This window comes from Mesorhizobium atlanticum, from assembly GCF_003289965.1.
GTDB classification, from domain to species: domain Bacteria; phylum Pseudomonadota; class Alphaproteobacteria; order Rhizobiales; family Rhizobiaceae; genus Mesorhizobium; species Mesorhizobium atlanticum.
Genome location: NZ_QMBQ01000001.1, coordinates 637655 through 651884, shown reverse-complemented (window position 1 = coordinate 651884; position 14230 = coordinate 637655). Strand labels below are relative to the sequence as shown.

Annotated in this window: 15 protein-coding genes; 8 read left to right on the top strand and 7 right to left on the bottom strand. The window is 64.4% G+C overall.

Going from position 1 to position 14230, the window contains the following annotated elements:
• Positions 1-3: 3 nt before the first annotated feature.
• From DPM35_RS03470 to DPM35_RS03450, 5 genes are all read left to right on the top strand, one after another.
• The gene (locus DPM35_RS03470; protein ID WP_112125898.1) at positions 4-255 is read left to right on the top strand and encodes an exodeoxyribonuclease VII small subunit; all 252 of its coding nucleotides are present in this window, start codon (positions 4-6) and stop codon (positions 253-255) included.
• Positions 256-299: 44 nt separating this feature from the next.
• Positions 300-566: a DUF2277 domain-containing protein gene (locus tag DPM35_RS03465; protein WP_112125897.1), complete on the top strand. Its 267-nt coding sequence runs from the start codon at positions 300-302 to the stop codon at positions 564-566.
• Between the two features lie 9 nt (positions 567-575).
• The gene (locus DPM35_RS03460) at positions 576-1496 is read left to right on the top strand and encodes a pirin family protein (RefSeq protein ID WP_112125896.1); all 921 of its coding nucleotides are present in this window, start codon (positions 576-578) and stop codon (positions 1494-1496) included.
• 125 nt (positions 1497-1621) lie between these two features.
• Complete coding sequence (dxs, locus tag DPM35_RS03455; protein WP_112125895.1) at positions 1622-3529, top strand: 1-deoxy-D-xylulose-5-phosphate synthase; 1908 nt, start codon at positions 1622-1624, stop codon at positions 3527-3529.
• A gap of 151 nt (positions 3530-3680) precedes the next feature.
• Positions 3681-3968, top strand: a complete 288-nt coding sequence (locus tag DPM35_RS03450; protein ID WP_112125894.1) for a hypothetical protein — start codon at positions 3681-3683, stop codon at positions 3966-3968.
• On the opposite strand, the gene DPM35_RS03445 is transcribed toward DPM35_RS03450, so the two are convergent.
• The gene (locus tag DPM35_RS03445; protein ID WP_112125893.1) at positions 3965-4366 is read right to left on the bottom strand and encodes a GFA family protein; all 402 of its coding nucleotides are present in this window, start codon (positions 4364-4366) and stop codon (positions 3965-3967) included. The genes DPM35_RS03450 and DPM35_RS03445 overlap by 4 nt on opposite strands.
• Positions 4367-4466: 100 nt before the next feature.
• Here DPM35_RS03445 and DPM35_RS03440 point away from each other — a divergent pair, with 100 nt between their 5' ends.
• The 3 genes from DPM35_RS03440 (at position 4467) to DPM35_RS03430 (ending at position 9310) form a co-directional block, all read left to right on the top strand.
• Positions 4467-5240 (top strand): TlyA family RNA methyltransferase, encoded by a 774-nt coding sequence (locus tag DPM35_RS03440; RefSeq protein ID WP_112125892.1) that lies wholly within the window; start codon positions 4467-4469, stop codon positions 5238-5240.
• Positions 5237-6478, top strand: a complete 1242-nt coding sequence (locus DPM35_RS03435; RefSeq protein ID WP_112125891.1) for a class I SAM-dependent RNA methyltransferase — start codon at positions 5237-5239, stop codon at positions 6476-6478. Before DPM35_RS03440 ends, DPM35_RS03435 begins: the two co-directional genes overlap by 4 nt.
• A 156-nt stretch (positions 6479-6634) precedes the next feature.
• Positions 6635-9310 carry a caspase family protein gene (locus tag DPM35_RS03430; RefSeq protein ID WP_112125890.1) on the top strand — a complete coding sequence of 892 codons (2676 nt, stop codon included), beginning with the start codon at positions 6635-6637 and terminating at the stop codon, positions 9308-9310.
• A gap of 114 nt (positions 9311-9424) precedes the next feature.
• Here the strand turns inward: DPM35_RS03430 and DPM35_RS03425 are convergent, their stop codons facing one another.
• From DPM35_RS03425 to DPM35_RS03400, 6 genes are all read right to left on the bottom strand, one after another.
• Positions 9425-9985: a transglutaminase-like cysteine peptidase gene (locus tag DPM35_RS03425; protein WP_245431412.1), complete on the bottom strand. Its 561-nt coding sequence runs from the start codon at positions 9983-9985 to the stop codon at positions 9425-9427.
• Positions 9986-10245: 260 nt separating this feature from the next.
• Entirely contained in the window at positions 10246-10953 is a 708-nt protein-coding gene (locus tag DPM35_RS03420; protein WP_112125888.1) for an NAD-dependent deacylase, read from the bottom strand.
• Positions 10954-10975: 22 nt separating this feature from the next.
• A complete protein-coding gene (locus DPM35_RS03415) occupies positions 10976-11212 on the bottom strand; it encodes a hypothetical protein (protein WP_112125887.1) in 237 nt (78 codons plus the stop codon).
• A gap of 26 nt (positions 11213-11238) precedes the next feature.
• A complete protein-coding gene (gene tldD / locus DPM35_RS03410) occupies positions 11239-12651 on the bottom strand; it encodes a metalloprotease TldD (RefSeq protein ID WP_112125886.1) in 1413 nt (470 codons plus the stop codon).
• 99 nt (positions 12652-12750) lie between these two features.
• On the bottom strand, positions 12751-13218 hold the full coding sequence (locus DPM35_RS03405; protein WP_112125885.1) for a YbjN domain-containing protein: 468 nt from the start codon (positions 13216-13218) through the stop codon (positions 12751-12753).
• A 181-nt stretch (positions 13219-13399) separates the two neighbouring features.
• Positions 13400-13939 (bottom strand): invasion associated locus B family protein, encoded by a 540-nt coding sequence (locus DPM35_RS03400; protein ID WP_095816318.1) that lies wholly within the window; start codon positions 13937-13939, stop codon positions 13400-13402.
• Between the last annotated feature and the right edge of the window lie 291 nt (positions 13940-14230).

The window sequence follows — 14230 nt, the reverse complement described above, 5'->3', positions numbered from 1 at the left end:
GGTATGGCAGTGGAAGGCAATGAGGACGTCAAGGCGATGAGCTTCGAGCAGGCGCTCGACGCGCTGGAGAGGATCGTCGATGATCTGGAGCGCGGCGACGTCCCGCTCGACCAGTCGATCAAGATTTATGAGCGCGGCGAGGCGCTGAAGGCGCATTGCGACAGGCTGCTCAAGGCCGCCGAGGATAAGGTCGAGAAGATCAGGCTGTCGCGCGACGGCAAGCCGGTGGGAACGGAGCCGCTCGACGCCGAATAATTTGCAATAGCGTGGGCAGAGCAAGCAGGTAAGGAGTTCAAGCCATGTGCCGCAACATCAAGACCCTGGCCAATTTCGAGCCGCCGGCGACCAATGACGAGGTGCATGACGCAGCGCTGCAATTCGTGCGCAAGCTGAGCGGCTCGACCAAGCCGTCCAAGCGCAATGAGCATGCTTTCTATCACGCCGTGGAGGCGATCGCGGCCGCCGCGCGCGAATTGATCGATTCGCTCGAAACCAACCAGGAGCCGCGCAATCGCGAGGAAGAGGCTGCCAAGGCGAAGGCCAGGTCGGCGCTGCGCTTCGCCTGAGGAATTGTCATGAGCTTTTTTCCCGGAAACGATCCTGAACCCGGCGATGCCTTCGCCTGCGACCAGATCGAGCTGATGGTCATCCCCAACGCCAAGGATATCGGCGGCTTCGAGGTGCGCCGCGCCTTGCCGACGGCAAAGCGCCGTCTGGTCGGGCCGTTCATCTTCTTCGACCGCATGGGCCCGGCGATCCTGCGCGCCGGCCACGCGCTCGACGTGAGGCCGCATCCCCATATCGGGCTTTCCACCGTCACCTATCTGTTCGACGGCAAGATCAGGCACCGCGACTCGCTCGGCACCGAAATGGTGATCGCGCCGGGCGACGTGAATTTGATGACTGCGGGACGCGGCATCGTTCACTCCGAGCGGACGCCGGAGGAATTGCGCGGCGCGCCGATGTCGATCTCCGGCCTGCAGACCTGGCTGGCGCTGCCGGACGGCAAGGAGGAAATCGCCCCGGTTTTCGCGAACACGTCCGTGGCCCGCTTGCCGCAGATCGACGCCGAGGGCGTCAGCGGCCGCGTCGTCATCGGCGAGTTCTCGGGCCTGCGCTCACCGGTCGCGACCGCATCGGACACGCTTTATGCCGATTTGCGCCTGGCCGCGGGCGCCAGCGTGCAAATTCCGGCCGACGCCGAGGAACGCGCCATCTATACGCTGGAAGGCGACGTCTCGATCGCCGGCGATGTTTTCCCGGCCGAGCGGCTCCTGGTGTTCAAGCCGGGCGAGGAGATCGTCGTTTCCTCCGAGCGCGGCGCGCATTTCATGCTGTTCGGCGGCGCTTCGCTAGGCTCCCAGCGCTACATCTGGTGGAATTTCGTCTCGTCCTCGAAGGAGCGCATCGAGCAGGCCAAGCAGGAATGGAAGACCGGCCGCTTCGATATCGTTCCTGGCGATGAGGAAGAGTTCATTCCGCTGCCTGAGAACTAGGATGCTCTAGCCGCGCGTCACTGGCGCGCATTTACATTCGCTTGGCGACGGCCTATGCCGCGCATGATTATGGCGCAATCTGCTGGTAGCGCCGTGTTCGATCAATTGAGGCAGGACGCGCCCGAGTGAAGCCAGACACGCCGCTGCTCGACAAGGTCCGCATCCCGGCGGACCTACGGAAGCTCGATGAGGGGGCACTGCCGCAGCTTGCCGCCGAACTGCGCGCCGAGCTCATCGACGCCGTCTCGCAGACGGGCGGCCATCTTGGCGCCGGCCTCGGCGTCGTCGAGCTGACGGTTGCGCTGCATTATGTCTTCAACACCCCGGACGACCGGCTGATCTGGGACGTCGGCCACCAGGCGTATCCGCACAAGATCCTGACCGGTCGCCGCGACCGCATCCGCACGCTGCGTCAGGAAGGCGGGCTTTCCGGTTTCACCCGTCGGGCCGAGAGCGAATACGACCCGTTTGGCGCCGCGCATTCCTCGACCTCGATTTCGGCCGGCCTTGGCATGGCCATGGCACGCGACCTGTCGGGTGGCCGCAACAATGTGATTTCGGTCATCGGCGACGGCTCGATGTCGGCCGGCATGGCCTTCGAGGCGCTGAACAATGCCGGCGCGCTGGATGCACGGCTCATCGTCATCCTCAACGACAACGACATGTCGATCGCGCCGCCGACCGGCGCCATGAGCGCCTATCTGGCCAGGCTCGCCTCCGGCAAGGCGTATCTGGGCCTGCGCGATTTCGGCAAGAAGCTGACCTCCTATCTCGGCAAGCGCGCCGACCGCGCCATCACCCGAGCCGTCGAGCATGCGCGCGGCTACGTTACCGGCGGCACCCTGTTCGAGGAGCTAGGCTTCTACCACATCGGCCCCATCGATGGACACAATCTGGAGCACCTGATTCCCGTGCTGAAGAATGTCCGGGACAATGCCGGCGGTCCGGTGCTGATCCATGTCGTGACCCAGAAAGGCAAGGGCTACGCGCCGGCCGAGGCCGCCGCCGACAAATATCACGGCGTCAACAAGTTCGACGTCATCACCGGCGCGCAGGCCAAGGCGCCGGCCAACGCCCCGGCCTACACGAAGGTCTTCGCCGAGAGCCTGATCCAGGAAGCGCGCGAGGACGACCGCATCGTAGCCATCACCGCCGCCATGCCGAGCGGAACCGGCCTCGACCTGTTCGGCGAGGTGTTTCCGAAGCGGACCTTCGATGTCGGCATTGCCGAGCAGCATGCGGTGACCTTCGCCGCGGGGCTGGCCACCGAAGGCTACAAGCCTTTCGCCGCCATCTATTCCACCTTCCTGCAGCGCGCCTACGACCAGGTCGTCCATGACGTGGCGATTCAGAAACTGCCGGTGCGTTTTCCCATCGACCGCGCCGGCTTCGTCGGCGCCGACGGCGCCACCCATTGCGGCGCTTTCGACACCACCTTCCTCGCTACGCTGCCGGGCTTCGTCGTCATGGCCGCGGCCGACGAGGCGGAGTTGCGCCACATGGTGCGCACCGCGGCCTCCTATGACCACGGCCCGATCGCCTTCCGCTATCCGCGCGGCAACGGCGTCGGCGTCGATATGCCGGAGCGCGGTTCGGTGCTCGAGATCGGCAAGGGCCGCGTTGTGAGAGAGGGTACCAAGGTCGCGCTGCTTTCCTTCGGCACGCGGCTGCAGGATTGCCTGCTTGCGGCCGAGGAGCTCGGCGCCGCGGGCCTTTCCACCACCGTCGCCGACGCCCGCTTCGCCAAGCCGCTTGACGGGGATCTGATCCGGCGCCTCGCCCGTTCGCATGAAGTGCTGGTGACCGTGGAGGAGGGCGCCATCGGCGGCTTCGCTGCCCAAGTGCTGCACTTCCTTGCCCATGAAGGCCTGCTGGAAAGCGGCCTCAAAGTGCGCCCGCTGGTCTTGCCGGACGTGTTCACCGACCACGCCAAACCCGAAAAGATGTATGCCGATGCCGGCCTGGATTCGGCGGGCATCGTGCGCACGGTCTTTGCCGCGCTCGGCCATGGCGCTCAGGCCCAGCGCGCCTGAATCAGGACGTTAGCTTTTTGAATAAGTTTGCCGGCTTCCGGCCGCAAGCTTTTGTTAACGCTTCCGTTTTGCGGTTCGCTTACCCTGTCTCTTGGCCGATTTTCAACGGCGCCCTGCTAAGACTTTGGTCCTGGGCTTGGGGGTAAGAACAATGAAGTCGTTCCTTTGCGGCATGGCCTTGTTGGCGGCCTTGGCGGCACCGGTGGCAGCCGAGACGCGTTACGACCGCAATATCGAAAAGGCGGCGATGGACATCGTCGCCGGCAAGATGGGCAACATCCGCGGCGGCTTCTCCTACAAGCAGAGGCCGCAGCTCGTTGTGCTGCCGGATACGCCGCCACCCGCCCCGGTGCCGGCCGAGCCTCCGCACAAGGAAGCCTCCGGCAATGACGGCCTGATGCCGGCCGTCGAGCGCCGCGTCTCCCGTACGGTTTTCTAAAACCACATATCGCGCACGCAGCGGCCGTCGCGCGGCAGGTCGTCAAACGTTTCGAACCCATCGAAATGGTCGATCGGCAGGTCGGCGACTTCCTCCGGCGGTGCCAACCTGACATTGACGGCGATGCGCGTGCGGCCGCTCTTGCCGGAACGCAAGCCGCGCCAGGCGACCACGCAGGCGCAGGTCGGGCAGAATAGGATTTCCAGCGCGGGCTCGGCCACCTCGGCGCGCGTGTAGGACTTCAGCGGCCCGGCGACCCGAATGCGCTCGTCGGCATAATCATAAGCCCAGAGCGCGCCGTAGCGGCGGCAAAGCGTGCAATTGCAAGCGGTGATTCCGCCGGGATCACCCTCCAGCGTCCAATGGGCCGCGCCGCAATGACAGATCCCCTTCAGCATCGACACCTCCGATCGACAGCCCGCCGTGGCGGCATTCTGCAGCCTCTTGCGCGGTATTCAACCCATTGCGTTCGCGCCCGGCTTTCGCCAATGAAGGCCGATGAGTTCCCCTTTGCCATCAAGCCAGCGCCAGCGGCTCGACGAATTGCTCGTCGGGCGCGGCCTGTTCGCCAGCCGCTCACGCGCCCGCGATGCGATCGAGCGTGGCACGGTGACGGTTGACGGCATCGTTGCCCGCAAACCCGGCCAGCCGGTCGCGTTCGATTGCCTGGTCGCCATCGACGACCCGGCCCGGGCCTATGTGTCGCGCGCGGCATTGAAGCTGATCGCCGGCCTCGACCGTTTCGGCCTCGATCCTTCCGGCAGCGAGGCGCTCGATATCGGCGCCTCGACCGGCGGCTTCACTCAGGTGCTGCTGGAGCGAGGCGCGGCGCATGTCACGGCGGTCGATGTCGGCCATGGCCAGATCCACCCCGACATCGCCGGCGACCCGCGCGTGACGGTGATCGAAGGGCTGAACGCCCGCGATCTGACGGCAGCCGATCTCGGCGGCCGCGTTCCCGGTTTCCTTGTCTGCGACGTCAGCTTCATCTCGCTGAAGTTGGCGCTGCCGCCGGCGCTTGAACTGGCGGGCGAGGGCGCCAGGGCAGTTCTTCTGGTCAAGCCGCAATTCGAGGCCGGACGCGAAGCGATCGGCAAGGGTGGCCTGCTCAAGGATCCGGACGATGCCGAGCGCATTGCCGGGAATCTGCGCGATTGGCTTGCCGGCATTTCCGGCTGGCGGTTGCTCGGCCTGCACCCGTCGCCGATCGAAGGCGGCGACGGCAACCGTGAGTTCCTGCTTGCCGCGATCAAGGATGCAAAATCCCGATGAGCACACGCTTCACCATCGCCAGGCTGGGCTCGCAGGGCGATGGCATCGCCAGTGCCGAGGGCGGGGAGGTCTTCATCCCGTTCACGCTGCCCGGCGAGACGGTCACCGCCGCGCGCCAGAAGGATCGCGCCACGCTGATGTCGGTGCTGGAAGCCTCGCCGCTCAGGGTCGATCCTGCCTGCCGCCATTTCACCGAATGCGGCGGCTGCGCGCTCCAGCACTACCAGGCCGAAGCCTACCGGCAATGGAAGCGCGAGAAAGTCGTGCAGGCGCTGAAGGCCAAGGGCATCGCCTGCGACATCGCCGAGTTGGTGCCTTGCGCGCCGCACAGCCGCCGTCGCGTCACCTTCAGCGCCAGGCGCACCGAGGCCGGCATGCTGCTCGGCTTCGTGCGCGCCTTGTCGTCGGAGATCATCCCGATCGAGGAATGCCCGATCTCGCATCCGGCGATCGTCTCGGCGCTCGACAGGTTGCGCGCCCTGGCTGACTTGGTCTGCGCCATGCCGAGAGCGTTTCATATGACGGTAACCGTCACAGCTTCGGGCCTCGACATTGCCGTCCATGAGGCCGGCAAGCTTGGCGACCACCAGCGCCGCATTGCCTCCAACTTCGTCATGGCCGAGGGCCTTGCGCGGCTTTCCGTCGACGGCGAGATCATTGTCGAGCCGAAGAAGCCGGTGGTGCAGTTCGGCCCGGTCGCCGTCGCCGTGCCGCCTGGCGCCTTCCTGCAGGCGACGGAAGCCGCCGAGCAGGCGATGGCCGGCCTTGTCGGCCAGCATCTGTCGCGCGCCAGGAAGGTCGCGGATCTGTTTGCCGGTTGCGGCAGCTTCGCTCTGCGGCTCGGCGCGAAGTCCGAGGTCCATGCCGTCGAAGGCGAAGCCGCGGCACTCGCCGCGCTCGACCGCGCCTACCGCTTCGGTACTGGCCTGAAGCGGGTGACCTCTGAACGCCGGGACCTGTTCCGTCGGCCGCTGACCTTCAAGGAGTTGAACGCCTTCGACGGCCTGGTCTTCGATCCGCCGCGCGCCGGCGCCGAGGATCAATCCAAGCAGATCGCCCGCTCCGATGTGCCGCTGGTCGCAGCCGTCTCCTGCAATCCGGTGACGCTCGCGCGCGATCTGCGCATCCTTGTCGATGGCGGCTATGCGCTGAAGAGCGTGACGCCGATCGACCAGTTCCTGTGGTCGGCGCATGTCGAGGCCGTGGCGCTTTTGGAGAAGCCGAAGCGGCGGCGATAGTCCACGATCGGCGGTTCGCAAGAAAATTTGTGAAACCTCTGTTCTTTCGACGAAATTGCGCCCCAAAGCCGCCTTTTTGCGAGCCATAAATCTATGTCGTCTGGGAAACGTTCCGGCCTCCGGAGCGTTACCGTTGCGAATGGACGGCGGATTGCAATGCGCACGCTTCAGAAATTCCTTGGGCTCGTCGTTGTTCTTATATTCATGGCCGGTTCCGCGGCCGGGGCGCTGGCGCAAGGTGAAAAGCGGCTGGCCTTCGTCATCGGCAATGGCGCCTATCAATCCGGCGAACTCGCGACGGCCGCCAATGACGCGGGCCTGATCGGGCAGACCTTGCAGGCAGCCGGCTTCGACGTGGTCGGCGCGCGCGATGTGGACCAGGAATCGCTGCGCGGCGCCTTCCGCGAGTTCCTCGCCAAGGTTTCGGCCGCCGGTCCCGACGCGGTCGTTTTCGTTTACCTTGCCGGTCATGGCGCGCAGTTCGAAGGTGAAAACTACTTCCTGCCGGTTGACGCCAACATCGCCAATCCCGCCGATGTGCCGCTCCAGGCCATTCGGGTTTCCGACCTCACCCGACCGCTTGCCGCCCTGCCGGCGAAGGTCAACATCATCGTGCTTGACGCGGCGCGGCCGAATGCGTTCCCGCAGATGAAGGAGCCGTTGGCCGGCGGTCTCGCGCTGGTCGATCCCGACCCGAATATGCTGATTGCCTTCAATGCCGCGCCGGGAACCGCAGCACCCGAGGGCAAGGGACCGTATGGCGCCTATGCACAGGCGCTCGCCGAGATGATGCGCGAGGGCGGCCTACCGCTCGAAGACGTGTTCGACCGCACGCGCCTGCGCGTCAACGAAGTGACGCAAGGCGCCGAAGTGCCTTGGAACGCCTCGAAGATCAGCGCGCCTTTCGTCTTCTTCGACCGGGCGCCGGATGCGCCGGCGCCCAAGGTTTCCGAGGCGGAAGACCAAGCCAACCGGACCAGGGAAATCCGCGATTTCGATGCCCGCGATGCCTATACGGCGGCGCTCGATCGCGACACGTTGCGCGGCTACGAGGATTTCCTCGCCGCCTATCCGCACGATCGGATGGCCAAGCGCGTGCGCGCCATCATCGCCGCGCGGCGAGAGGCGATCACATGGCGCCAGACCTGGATGCGCGACACGCCGGAGGCGTACTGGTCCTATTTGGACCGCTATCCGCACGGGCCGCATGCCTGGGACGCGCGACGCCGGTTGGAGCATTTCGACGCCGAGCTTGAGCCACCGTCGAGTTTCACCGTCATCGTCTATGACGTGCCGCCGCCGCCGCCGGAGGAAATCATCTATGTCGACCGTCCGGTGCTCTATTTCGACGATCCGGACTACGACTTCGATCCGCCACCGCCGGTCGCGGTGATCTTCCTGCCGCCACCGCCGCCGGATTTCATCGTGCTGCCGCCGCCACGGCCGCCGGTCGATGTTTTCGTTCTGCCGGTGCCGGTCTTCGTGCCGGTGCCCGTGTGGGTCAACCCGCCGCGCAACATCGTGCCGCCACCGGACAACATCATTTTCAACAACATCCACAACACGACCGTCATCAACAACATCAACAACACCACGATCCTCAACGAGACCGCCAATCAGGCCGGTCAGCCAAACGGCAATGCCGAGGGCGGCCTCACCACGGGCCAGAAAATGACCGGAGCTGCCGTCGGAGCCGGCGCTGCGCTGGCGGCCAAGGTCGCGCTGCCGCCGCTCTTGAAGAAGAGGGCGGCCATATCCGGTCAGGCCCAGTTCAATCAGAATCAGAGCGGCCAGAGTCAGAGCGGCCAGAATCAGGGCGGCCAGAATCAGGGCGCCTTGCCGCTGAAGCCCGGCCAGGGTGAGACGCAGGGCCAGCAGCCTGGTGCCGCGGCTCCGCTGTCGAAGAACCTGTCCGCCCGCAAGCTCGGAACCGACCACGCCTTGCCGGGAGCCGATGGCAAAACGCTGCCGCTCGTCAACGGCAAGCCGGTGCTCAACGGCCAGAATCTGCCCAACGACAGGTCAAGGAAGCTGCTTGGCAAGCAAGGCATTGTGGGGGGCAACCAGGAGGCGACGGGAAATGCCGGCGCCGCGGCGACTGGAGAGCAGGGCACGGATCAGCAGAAGGGCAAGAAATTCCGCAAGCTGCCGACCGTCAACGGCTTGCCGGCCGATAACGGGCTGAGCGCACAGGAAAAATTCGGGAAGAACAATCCGAATGCGTTGTCCGACCAGGGCAACGGCAAACCGAAAAGGCTGACGCGCAAGGATTTGTCAGCCGGCCAATCCATAGTCGAACCAGGCGATCAGGGCTCGGCCACCAAGGGCAAGAAATTCGGCAAGCTGCCGACCGTCAATGGTGAGCCGGCCGACAACCGGCCGAGCGTGCAGAAACACCTGAGGAAGAACAATCCGGACGTGTTCTCCGACCAGTCCCAGGGCTCGGTCGACGGGAACGTCAGGAACAGGTTCCGCAGACTGCCGACTGTCAATGGTGAGCCGGCCGACAATGGCCCGAGTATGCAGAAGCGGCTCGGGAAGAACAGTCCGGACGTCTTCTCCGGCGAGAATCAGGGCTCGGCCAGCGGGAACGACGGGGCCAGGAAGTTCCGCAGGCCGCAGAACGAGGAAGGTTCCGCCGGCCCCGAAGTCAACGTCCAGCGCAACTTCAAGGTCAACCGGCCGAACGAGAATGCGCAGCGCCAGCTCAAGCTTCAGGAAAACCCCAACGTTCAGGAGCGGCGTCTGCCACAGCAGCCGAAGGAACAACAGCCGCAAGGCAACAAGAAATTCGCCTGCGGCAATCCGGGCGAGCCGCCCTGCAAGCAGTAGACTGTCGAGGTTCGTCAATACGTCGCGGTTGCGCGGGCCGGACTTTCCAGCCCGCGAATTTGCCGCGCAGGCGCCTTCCTTACCGCGTGCCCTGACCCGTCAAGGCCCCTCAGTCTACGAGTTTGGCGACATGCGCGAGGCTTTCCCGCCGCGCTGGTTGAGCGAAACCCAGATGTTCGGGTTCTGCTGCGATTGGCGCTTCAGGAAGTAGTATCCGGTCGCGTTCCAGGGTCTGACCTCATCGACCAGATTGTCGAGCACGAAATCACCCTTGTCGGTTTTGACCGTCAGGATGGTATGGCCCTCATTGTTCAGGTCGCGCACCACCGTCATCAGCAGTGCCTGCCGGGGGAATCCCGCCTCCTGGAGAAGCTTGCGCTTGTAGAGCGCGTAGATCTTGCAATCGCCCTTGCCGTCCGTCGGATAGTCCCAGTGGTCCATCATCGTGCCCCAGTGGTCGTAATTGCTGACGGGCTTGATGGAGCGGTTGGCCTTCTGGTTGATCCGCTTCAGGATGCCCATGTTCTGCGCGGTCAGCTTGACGCTCGCGGCCGGCAAAGCGGGCACCTTGCACTCTTTCGGCCGGCGATGACAGAAATCGAGCCAGCCATAAGGAACGCTGGTGCTTGCGCCGACCGTGGCGGAACTCGCGCCGGCGGCAGGTTGCGTCGACATTCGCCTGAACAGCGTCGACTGTGCCGCCGCCGGGCTGACACAGAGCGATGACACACCAATCAACGAAGCAAGGCCAAACAGGAAGGAAGAGGTCGGGACGCAAGGGGATCGCTTCACTGCCAACACCACCGCAACGAGGACACTGGCGACAGGCTAATGCGCAAACGCCAGCCCGGCCAATTAAACAATTAATAATGTCCTAACACGATTGTGTTCACTTCAAGGAGCGAGCAGGCGTCCACGGCGGGAAAGCGCAATGGTCAGCCTTTGCCGGACAGAATGCGCTCGACGAAGGCCGGCACGACCTGCGTGGCCGGCCCCTCGATCTGCTCGTCGAAACGCGAGGCCCAGCCGGCGCATTTCAGGTTGAGCTCGATTGTCAGGGCGCCGGCGGCGCGCGCCTCCTCCACGAAACCCGCCGCTGGATAGACACTGCCGCTGGTGCCGATCGCCGCGAAGAGATCGCAGCCGGTCAATGCGTCACCGACCTCTTCCATGCGATAGGGCATCTCGCCGAACCAGACGACGTCGGGTCGCAATCGGCCCATTGCCTCGCAGGCAGGACATTTCGATTGGGCCGCGATGTCGTCCATCCACGGGCTGCCAGCGCCGCAGGCCAGGCAAAGCGCGCGGCCGAGCTCGCCATGCATATGGATCAGTCTGCGCGATCCCGCGCGCTCATGCAGGTCGTCGATGTTCTGGGTGACGACGAGCACTTCGTCCGGCAATGCCTGTTCCAGCCTCGCCAGCGCCTGATGTGCGGCATTCGGCTCGACGCTGCCCATCTGCCGTCGCCGCATGTTGTAGAAATCCTGCACCTTGGCCGGGTTGCACGCAAAGCCCTGTGGCGTCGCGACCTCTTCAAGGTCGAAATTAGCCCACACGCCGTTCGGATCACGAAACGTCGCGACGCCCGATTCAGCCGAGATGCCGGCGCCCGTCAGGATGACGATCTTGGGTTTGGGCATGGTCGACGACACCGGCCGAGAACTATCGTTTAGCGGATGCTACCGGAACATGCCGATGCGCTCGAACGCGAGCACTGCGCCGTGCCTCAGCGAGCACGCCTGCGTGCATCTCTTCCAGCGCCTTCGGTTTGCCCTGGGATGGCAGGGAGCCAAAAACATCCTTCGTCTGCGTCGCCGAAAACGCTGGCGTGAGCTTCCAACGCACCCCGTTCGGCCCCTTGGTTGAGACGATCATCATGAGTTTTTCAGAAGCGGACATCGTGGCCTCCTCCGGCGTTCACGCGCTCAAACCCTGGTGCCGCCCACCGTCATCTGGTTCATCCGCAGATGCGGCTGGCCGACGCCGACCGGCACGCCCTGTCCGGCCTTGCCGCACATGCCGATGCCGTTGTCGAGCTTCATGTCGTTGCCGACCATGCTGACGCGGTGCATGGCGTCCGGCCCGTTGCCGATCAGCATCGCGCCCTTGATCGGCTGGGTCACCTTGCCGTTCTCGATCATGTAGGCCTCGGTGCAGCCGAACACGAATTTGCCGGACGTGATGTCGACCTGGCCGCCGCCGAAGGAGACGGCGTAGATGCCGTTCTTGACCGAGGCGATGATCTCTTCCGGCTCCATGTCGCCGGCGGTCATGTAAGTGTTGGTCATGCGCGGCATCGGCTGGTGCGCATAGCCCTCGCGCCTTCCGTTGCCGGTCGCCTTCATGCCCATCAGCCGGGCGTTCTGGCGGTCCTGCATGTAGCCGACGAGCTTGCCGTCCTCGATCAGCACGTTGCGCGCCGAAGGCGTTCCTTCGTCATCGACGGTGAGCGAGCCGCGCCGCTCGGGGATGGTGCCGTCGTCGACCACCGTGACGCCCTTCGCCGCCACCTGTTGGCCCATCAGGCCGGCGAAGGCCGATGTCTTCTTGCGGTTGAAATCGCCCTCCAGCCCGTGGCCGACCGCTTCATGCAGCATCACGCCCGGCCAGCCGCTGGACAGCACGATGTCGAACGTTCCGGCGGGCGCGGGGACCGCCTCGAGATTGACCAGCGCCTGCCGCAGCGCCTCGCTTGCCGCATGCTTCCAGCTTTCCTCGCTGACGAACTCGCCGAAGCTCTTGCGGCCGCCCATCCCGTAGGAGCCGCTCTCCTGCCGGTCGCCGCTGCCGACCACGACCGACACGTTGATGCGGACCAGGGGACGGATGTCGCGTACGATCTGGCCGTCACCGCGCACGATCTCGACATGCTGCCAGGATGCAGCAAGCGAAGCCGTCACCTGCCGCACGCGCGGGTCCTTGGCCCGCAGCCAGCCGTCGATCTCCTGCAGCAGCTTGGCCTTGGCTTCGAAGGAAGGCGAGGGGATGGGGTTTTCGTCGCCATAGAGGTGGCGATTGGTGCGGGCGGGCGCTCCGGCCAATGTGCCCGAATAGCCGCCCTTGACCGCCGAGACGGCATCGGCCGCGCGCAACAGCGAGGCTTCGGAAAGATCGCTGGAATGCGCATAGCCGGTGGCTTCGCCGGCCACGGCGCGCAGGCCGAACCCCTGGTCGGTGTTGAAATTGGCCGTCTTCAGCCGGCCATTGTCGAACATCAGCGCCTCGCTCTCGCTGTATTCGAGGAACAGCTCGCCATCGTCGGCGCCCTTGATGGTCTCGGTGACGATCTCCTTGACGCGATCGTCGGAAATATCGAATTGGCCGATCAGGCTGTTCATGGCAAATCCATTCGTGGAAACAAAATCGTGCAACGGATGTAGGCGCGAAGCTGCCGTCGCACAATCGCCAACAGAATGAAGCCGGCGATTGCGACGCCGTCACTTGCCGTTGACGAAGTCCTTGATGTTGCCGGCCATCGCGTTCCAGTTGGAGAACTGCTCCTCCAGATTGGCCCTGGTGATGCCGCCGGCGAAGCTAACATCCATCTTGAAATTCGAGCCGTCGCCCGAATAGGCCTTCACCCAGCGGTATTTCGCGTTCCAGGCATTGGCCTGGTCGGCGGTCAGCGGATCGGTGTAGCCGGTCGAGAACTGCAGCGACTTGCAGTTCTCGTGGTCTTCGCAGCCGTAGAAATAGATCACGTATTTGACGCCTTCGACACGGCCGGAAATCATCGGGTCGCCATTGTCATCCTTGCCCATCCTGGCCGAGCCGAAGCCCTTGGCGATATCGAGGACTGTCGCAGGATCCGGCGTCTGGAGGATTTCGGCATCCTCGGCCCGGGCCTTCGAGGCCAAGCAGGCCAGCGCCAGGCCTGCAATGAAAATGGATAACGTCGCGCGCATCAAGCCTCCTGGCCGCTAAAGCATGTCTCCCGAAAGTGGGAACCGGTTTCGGGATAAAGACATGCGTAAAACCAAAGACCTAAAGCGCATGGAGCGAATCTGAAAGATCGCGATGCGGTTTAGGCGCGCATCACCGCCGCTCCTCAGCGTTAGGGGCGGCCGTTGCGCGTGAACGGCAAGATCAAGGTAGGGCGGCGAAGCCTTCCGCAAAGCCCTTGAGGTCGACGGGAATGCCGATGCCTTCTTCCGGGGTCTGGAAGACGATGAAGGTGGCCGAGGTGCCGCTCTTCAACGTGTCGAGCAGCGGCTTTTCGAGGATCACCTCGGCATAGCAGCCGTCCTGGAAGCAGCGCACGAAATAGGCGCGGCCGATATCCTTGCCGTCGACATTGAGGCCGAGGCCGTTGGGCAGGAGAACGCCGAGCGGCGCCAGCACGCGCAGGATCTCGGCCTTGTTGTCGGCGGTGCGCAGCACCACGACCGAAAGGCCCATTTCAGGACGATCCTCGGCGACGACGTTCTGCATCATCACGCATTGCTCGGAGGTCGCTCCCGCCGGCGTATCGCAGATGATCGACCATGCGCCATGCGTCGACTTCACCGTGCCGCTGGGCGGCGTGGCGTTGTTCGGCGCGGCGGCGGCGCCAACGGCTATGCCGACGCCGAGCAAGGCGACGGCAAGAACGACCTTCGCCAAGGTTCTCGAAAGCCAGGAAGTCATGACGGCTCCATTGCGAATCACGGCACTTTAAGCTGCGCCCGGGCCAAGTAAAGGACGAGACCGTCGCCGGTGCGCCCCGATACCGGCAATTGCGTGCTTTTCCAAAGCAAATTCGCCCGAATTGGGGCCGTCGCGCATATAGCGTGGCGGGCGCCGAACACGGCCTTCGGGTTGCGCGCAAAAATGCCGCACGGTTTCCTCTGCTCCTTTCTTGCGGAGGGAAAAAGAGTATGGTTTGAACCACCCTAGGGACAGACCGGGATTCCCAATTCCGGCGTCGTCCGTTATTGG

What these genes read in the sequence shown, in the direction of transcription:
- DPM35_RS03465 (WP_112125897.1), top strand. Translation starts at nt 300, where the DNA reads ATGTGCCGCAACATCAAGACCCTGGCCAATTTCGAGCCGCCGGCGACC.
- DPM35_RS03400 (WP_095816318.1), bottom strand. Translation starts at nt 13,939, where the DNA reads ATGACTTCCTGGCTTTCGAGAACCTTGGCGAAGGTCGTTCTTGCCGTC.
- tldD (WP_112125886.1), bottom strand. Translation starts at nt 12,651, where the DNA reads ATGAACAGCCTGATCGGCCAATTCGATATTTCCGACGATCGCGTCAAG.
- DPM35_RS03460 (WP_112125896.1), top strand. Translation starts at nt 576, where the DNA reads ATGAGCTTTTTTCCCGGAAACGATCCTGAACCCGGCGATGCCTTCGCC.
- DPM35_RS03420 (WP_112125888.1), bottom strand. Translation starts at nt 10,953, where the DNA reads ATGCCCAAACCCAAGATCGTCATCCTGACGGGCGCCGGCATCTCGGCT.
- DPM35_RS03435 (WP_112125891.1), top strand. Translation starts at nt 5,237, where the DNA reads ATGAGCACACGCTTCACCATCGCCAGGCTGGGCTCGCAGGGCGATGGC.
- DPM35_RS03445 (WP_112125893.1), bottom strand. Translation starts at nt 4,366, where the DNA reads ATGCTGAAGGGGATCTGTCATTGCGGCGCGGCCCATTGGACGCTGGAG.
- DPM35_RS03415 (WP_112125887.1), bottom strand. Translation starts at nt 11,212, where the DNA reads ATGTCCGCTTCTGAAAAACTCATGATGATCGTCTCAACCAAGGGGCCG.
- DPM35_RS03470 (WP_112125898.1), top strand. Translation starts at nt 4, where the DNA reads ATGGCAGTGGAAGGCAATGAGGACGTCAAGGCGATGAGCTTCGAGCAG.
- DPM35_RS03405 (WP_112125885.1), bottom strand. Translation starts at nt 13,218, where the DNA reads ATGCGCGCGACGTTATCCATTTTCATTGCAGGCCTGGCGCTGGCCTGC.
- DPM35_RS03425 (WP_245431412.1), bottom strand. Translation starts at nt 9,985, where the DNA reads ATGTCGACGCAACCTGCCGCCGGCGCGAGTTCCGCCACGGTCGGCGCA.
- DPM35_RS03430 (WP_112125890.1), top strand. Translation starts at nt 6,635, where the DNA reads ATGCGCACGCTTCAGAAATTCCTTGGGCTCGTCGTTGTTCTTATATTC.
- DPM35_RS03450 (WP_112125894.1), top strand. Translation starts at nt 3,681, where the DNA reads ATGAAGTCGTTCCTTTGCGGCATGGCCTTGTTGGCGGCCTTGGCGGCA.
- DPM35_RS03440 (WP_112125892.1), top strand. Translation starts at nt 4,467, where the DNA reads ATGAGTTCCCCTTTGCCATCAAGCCAGCGCCAGCGGCTCGACGAATTG.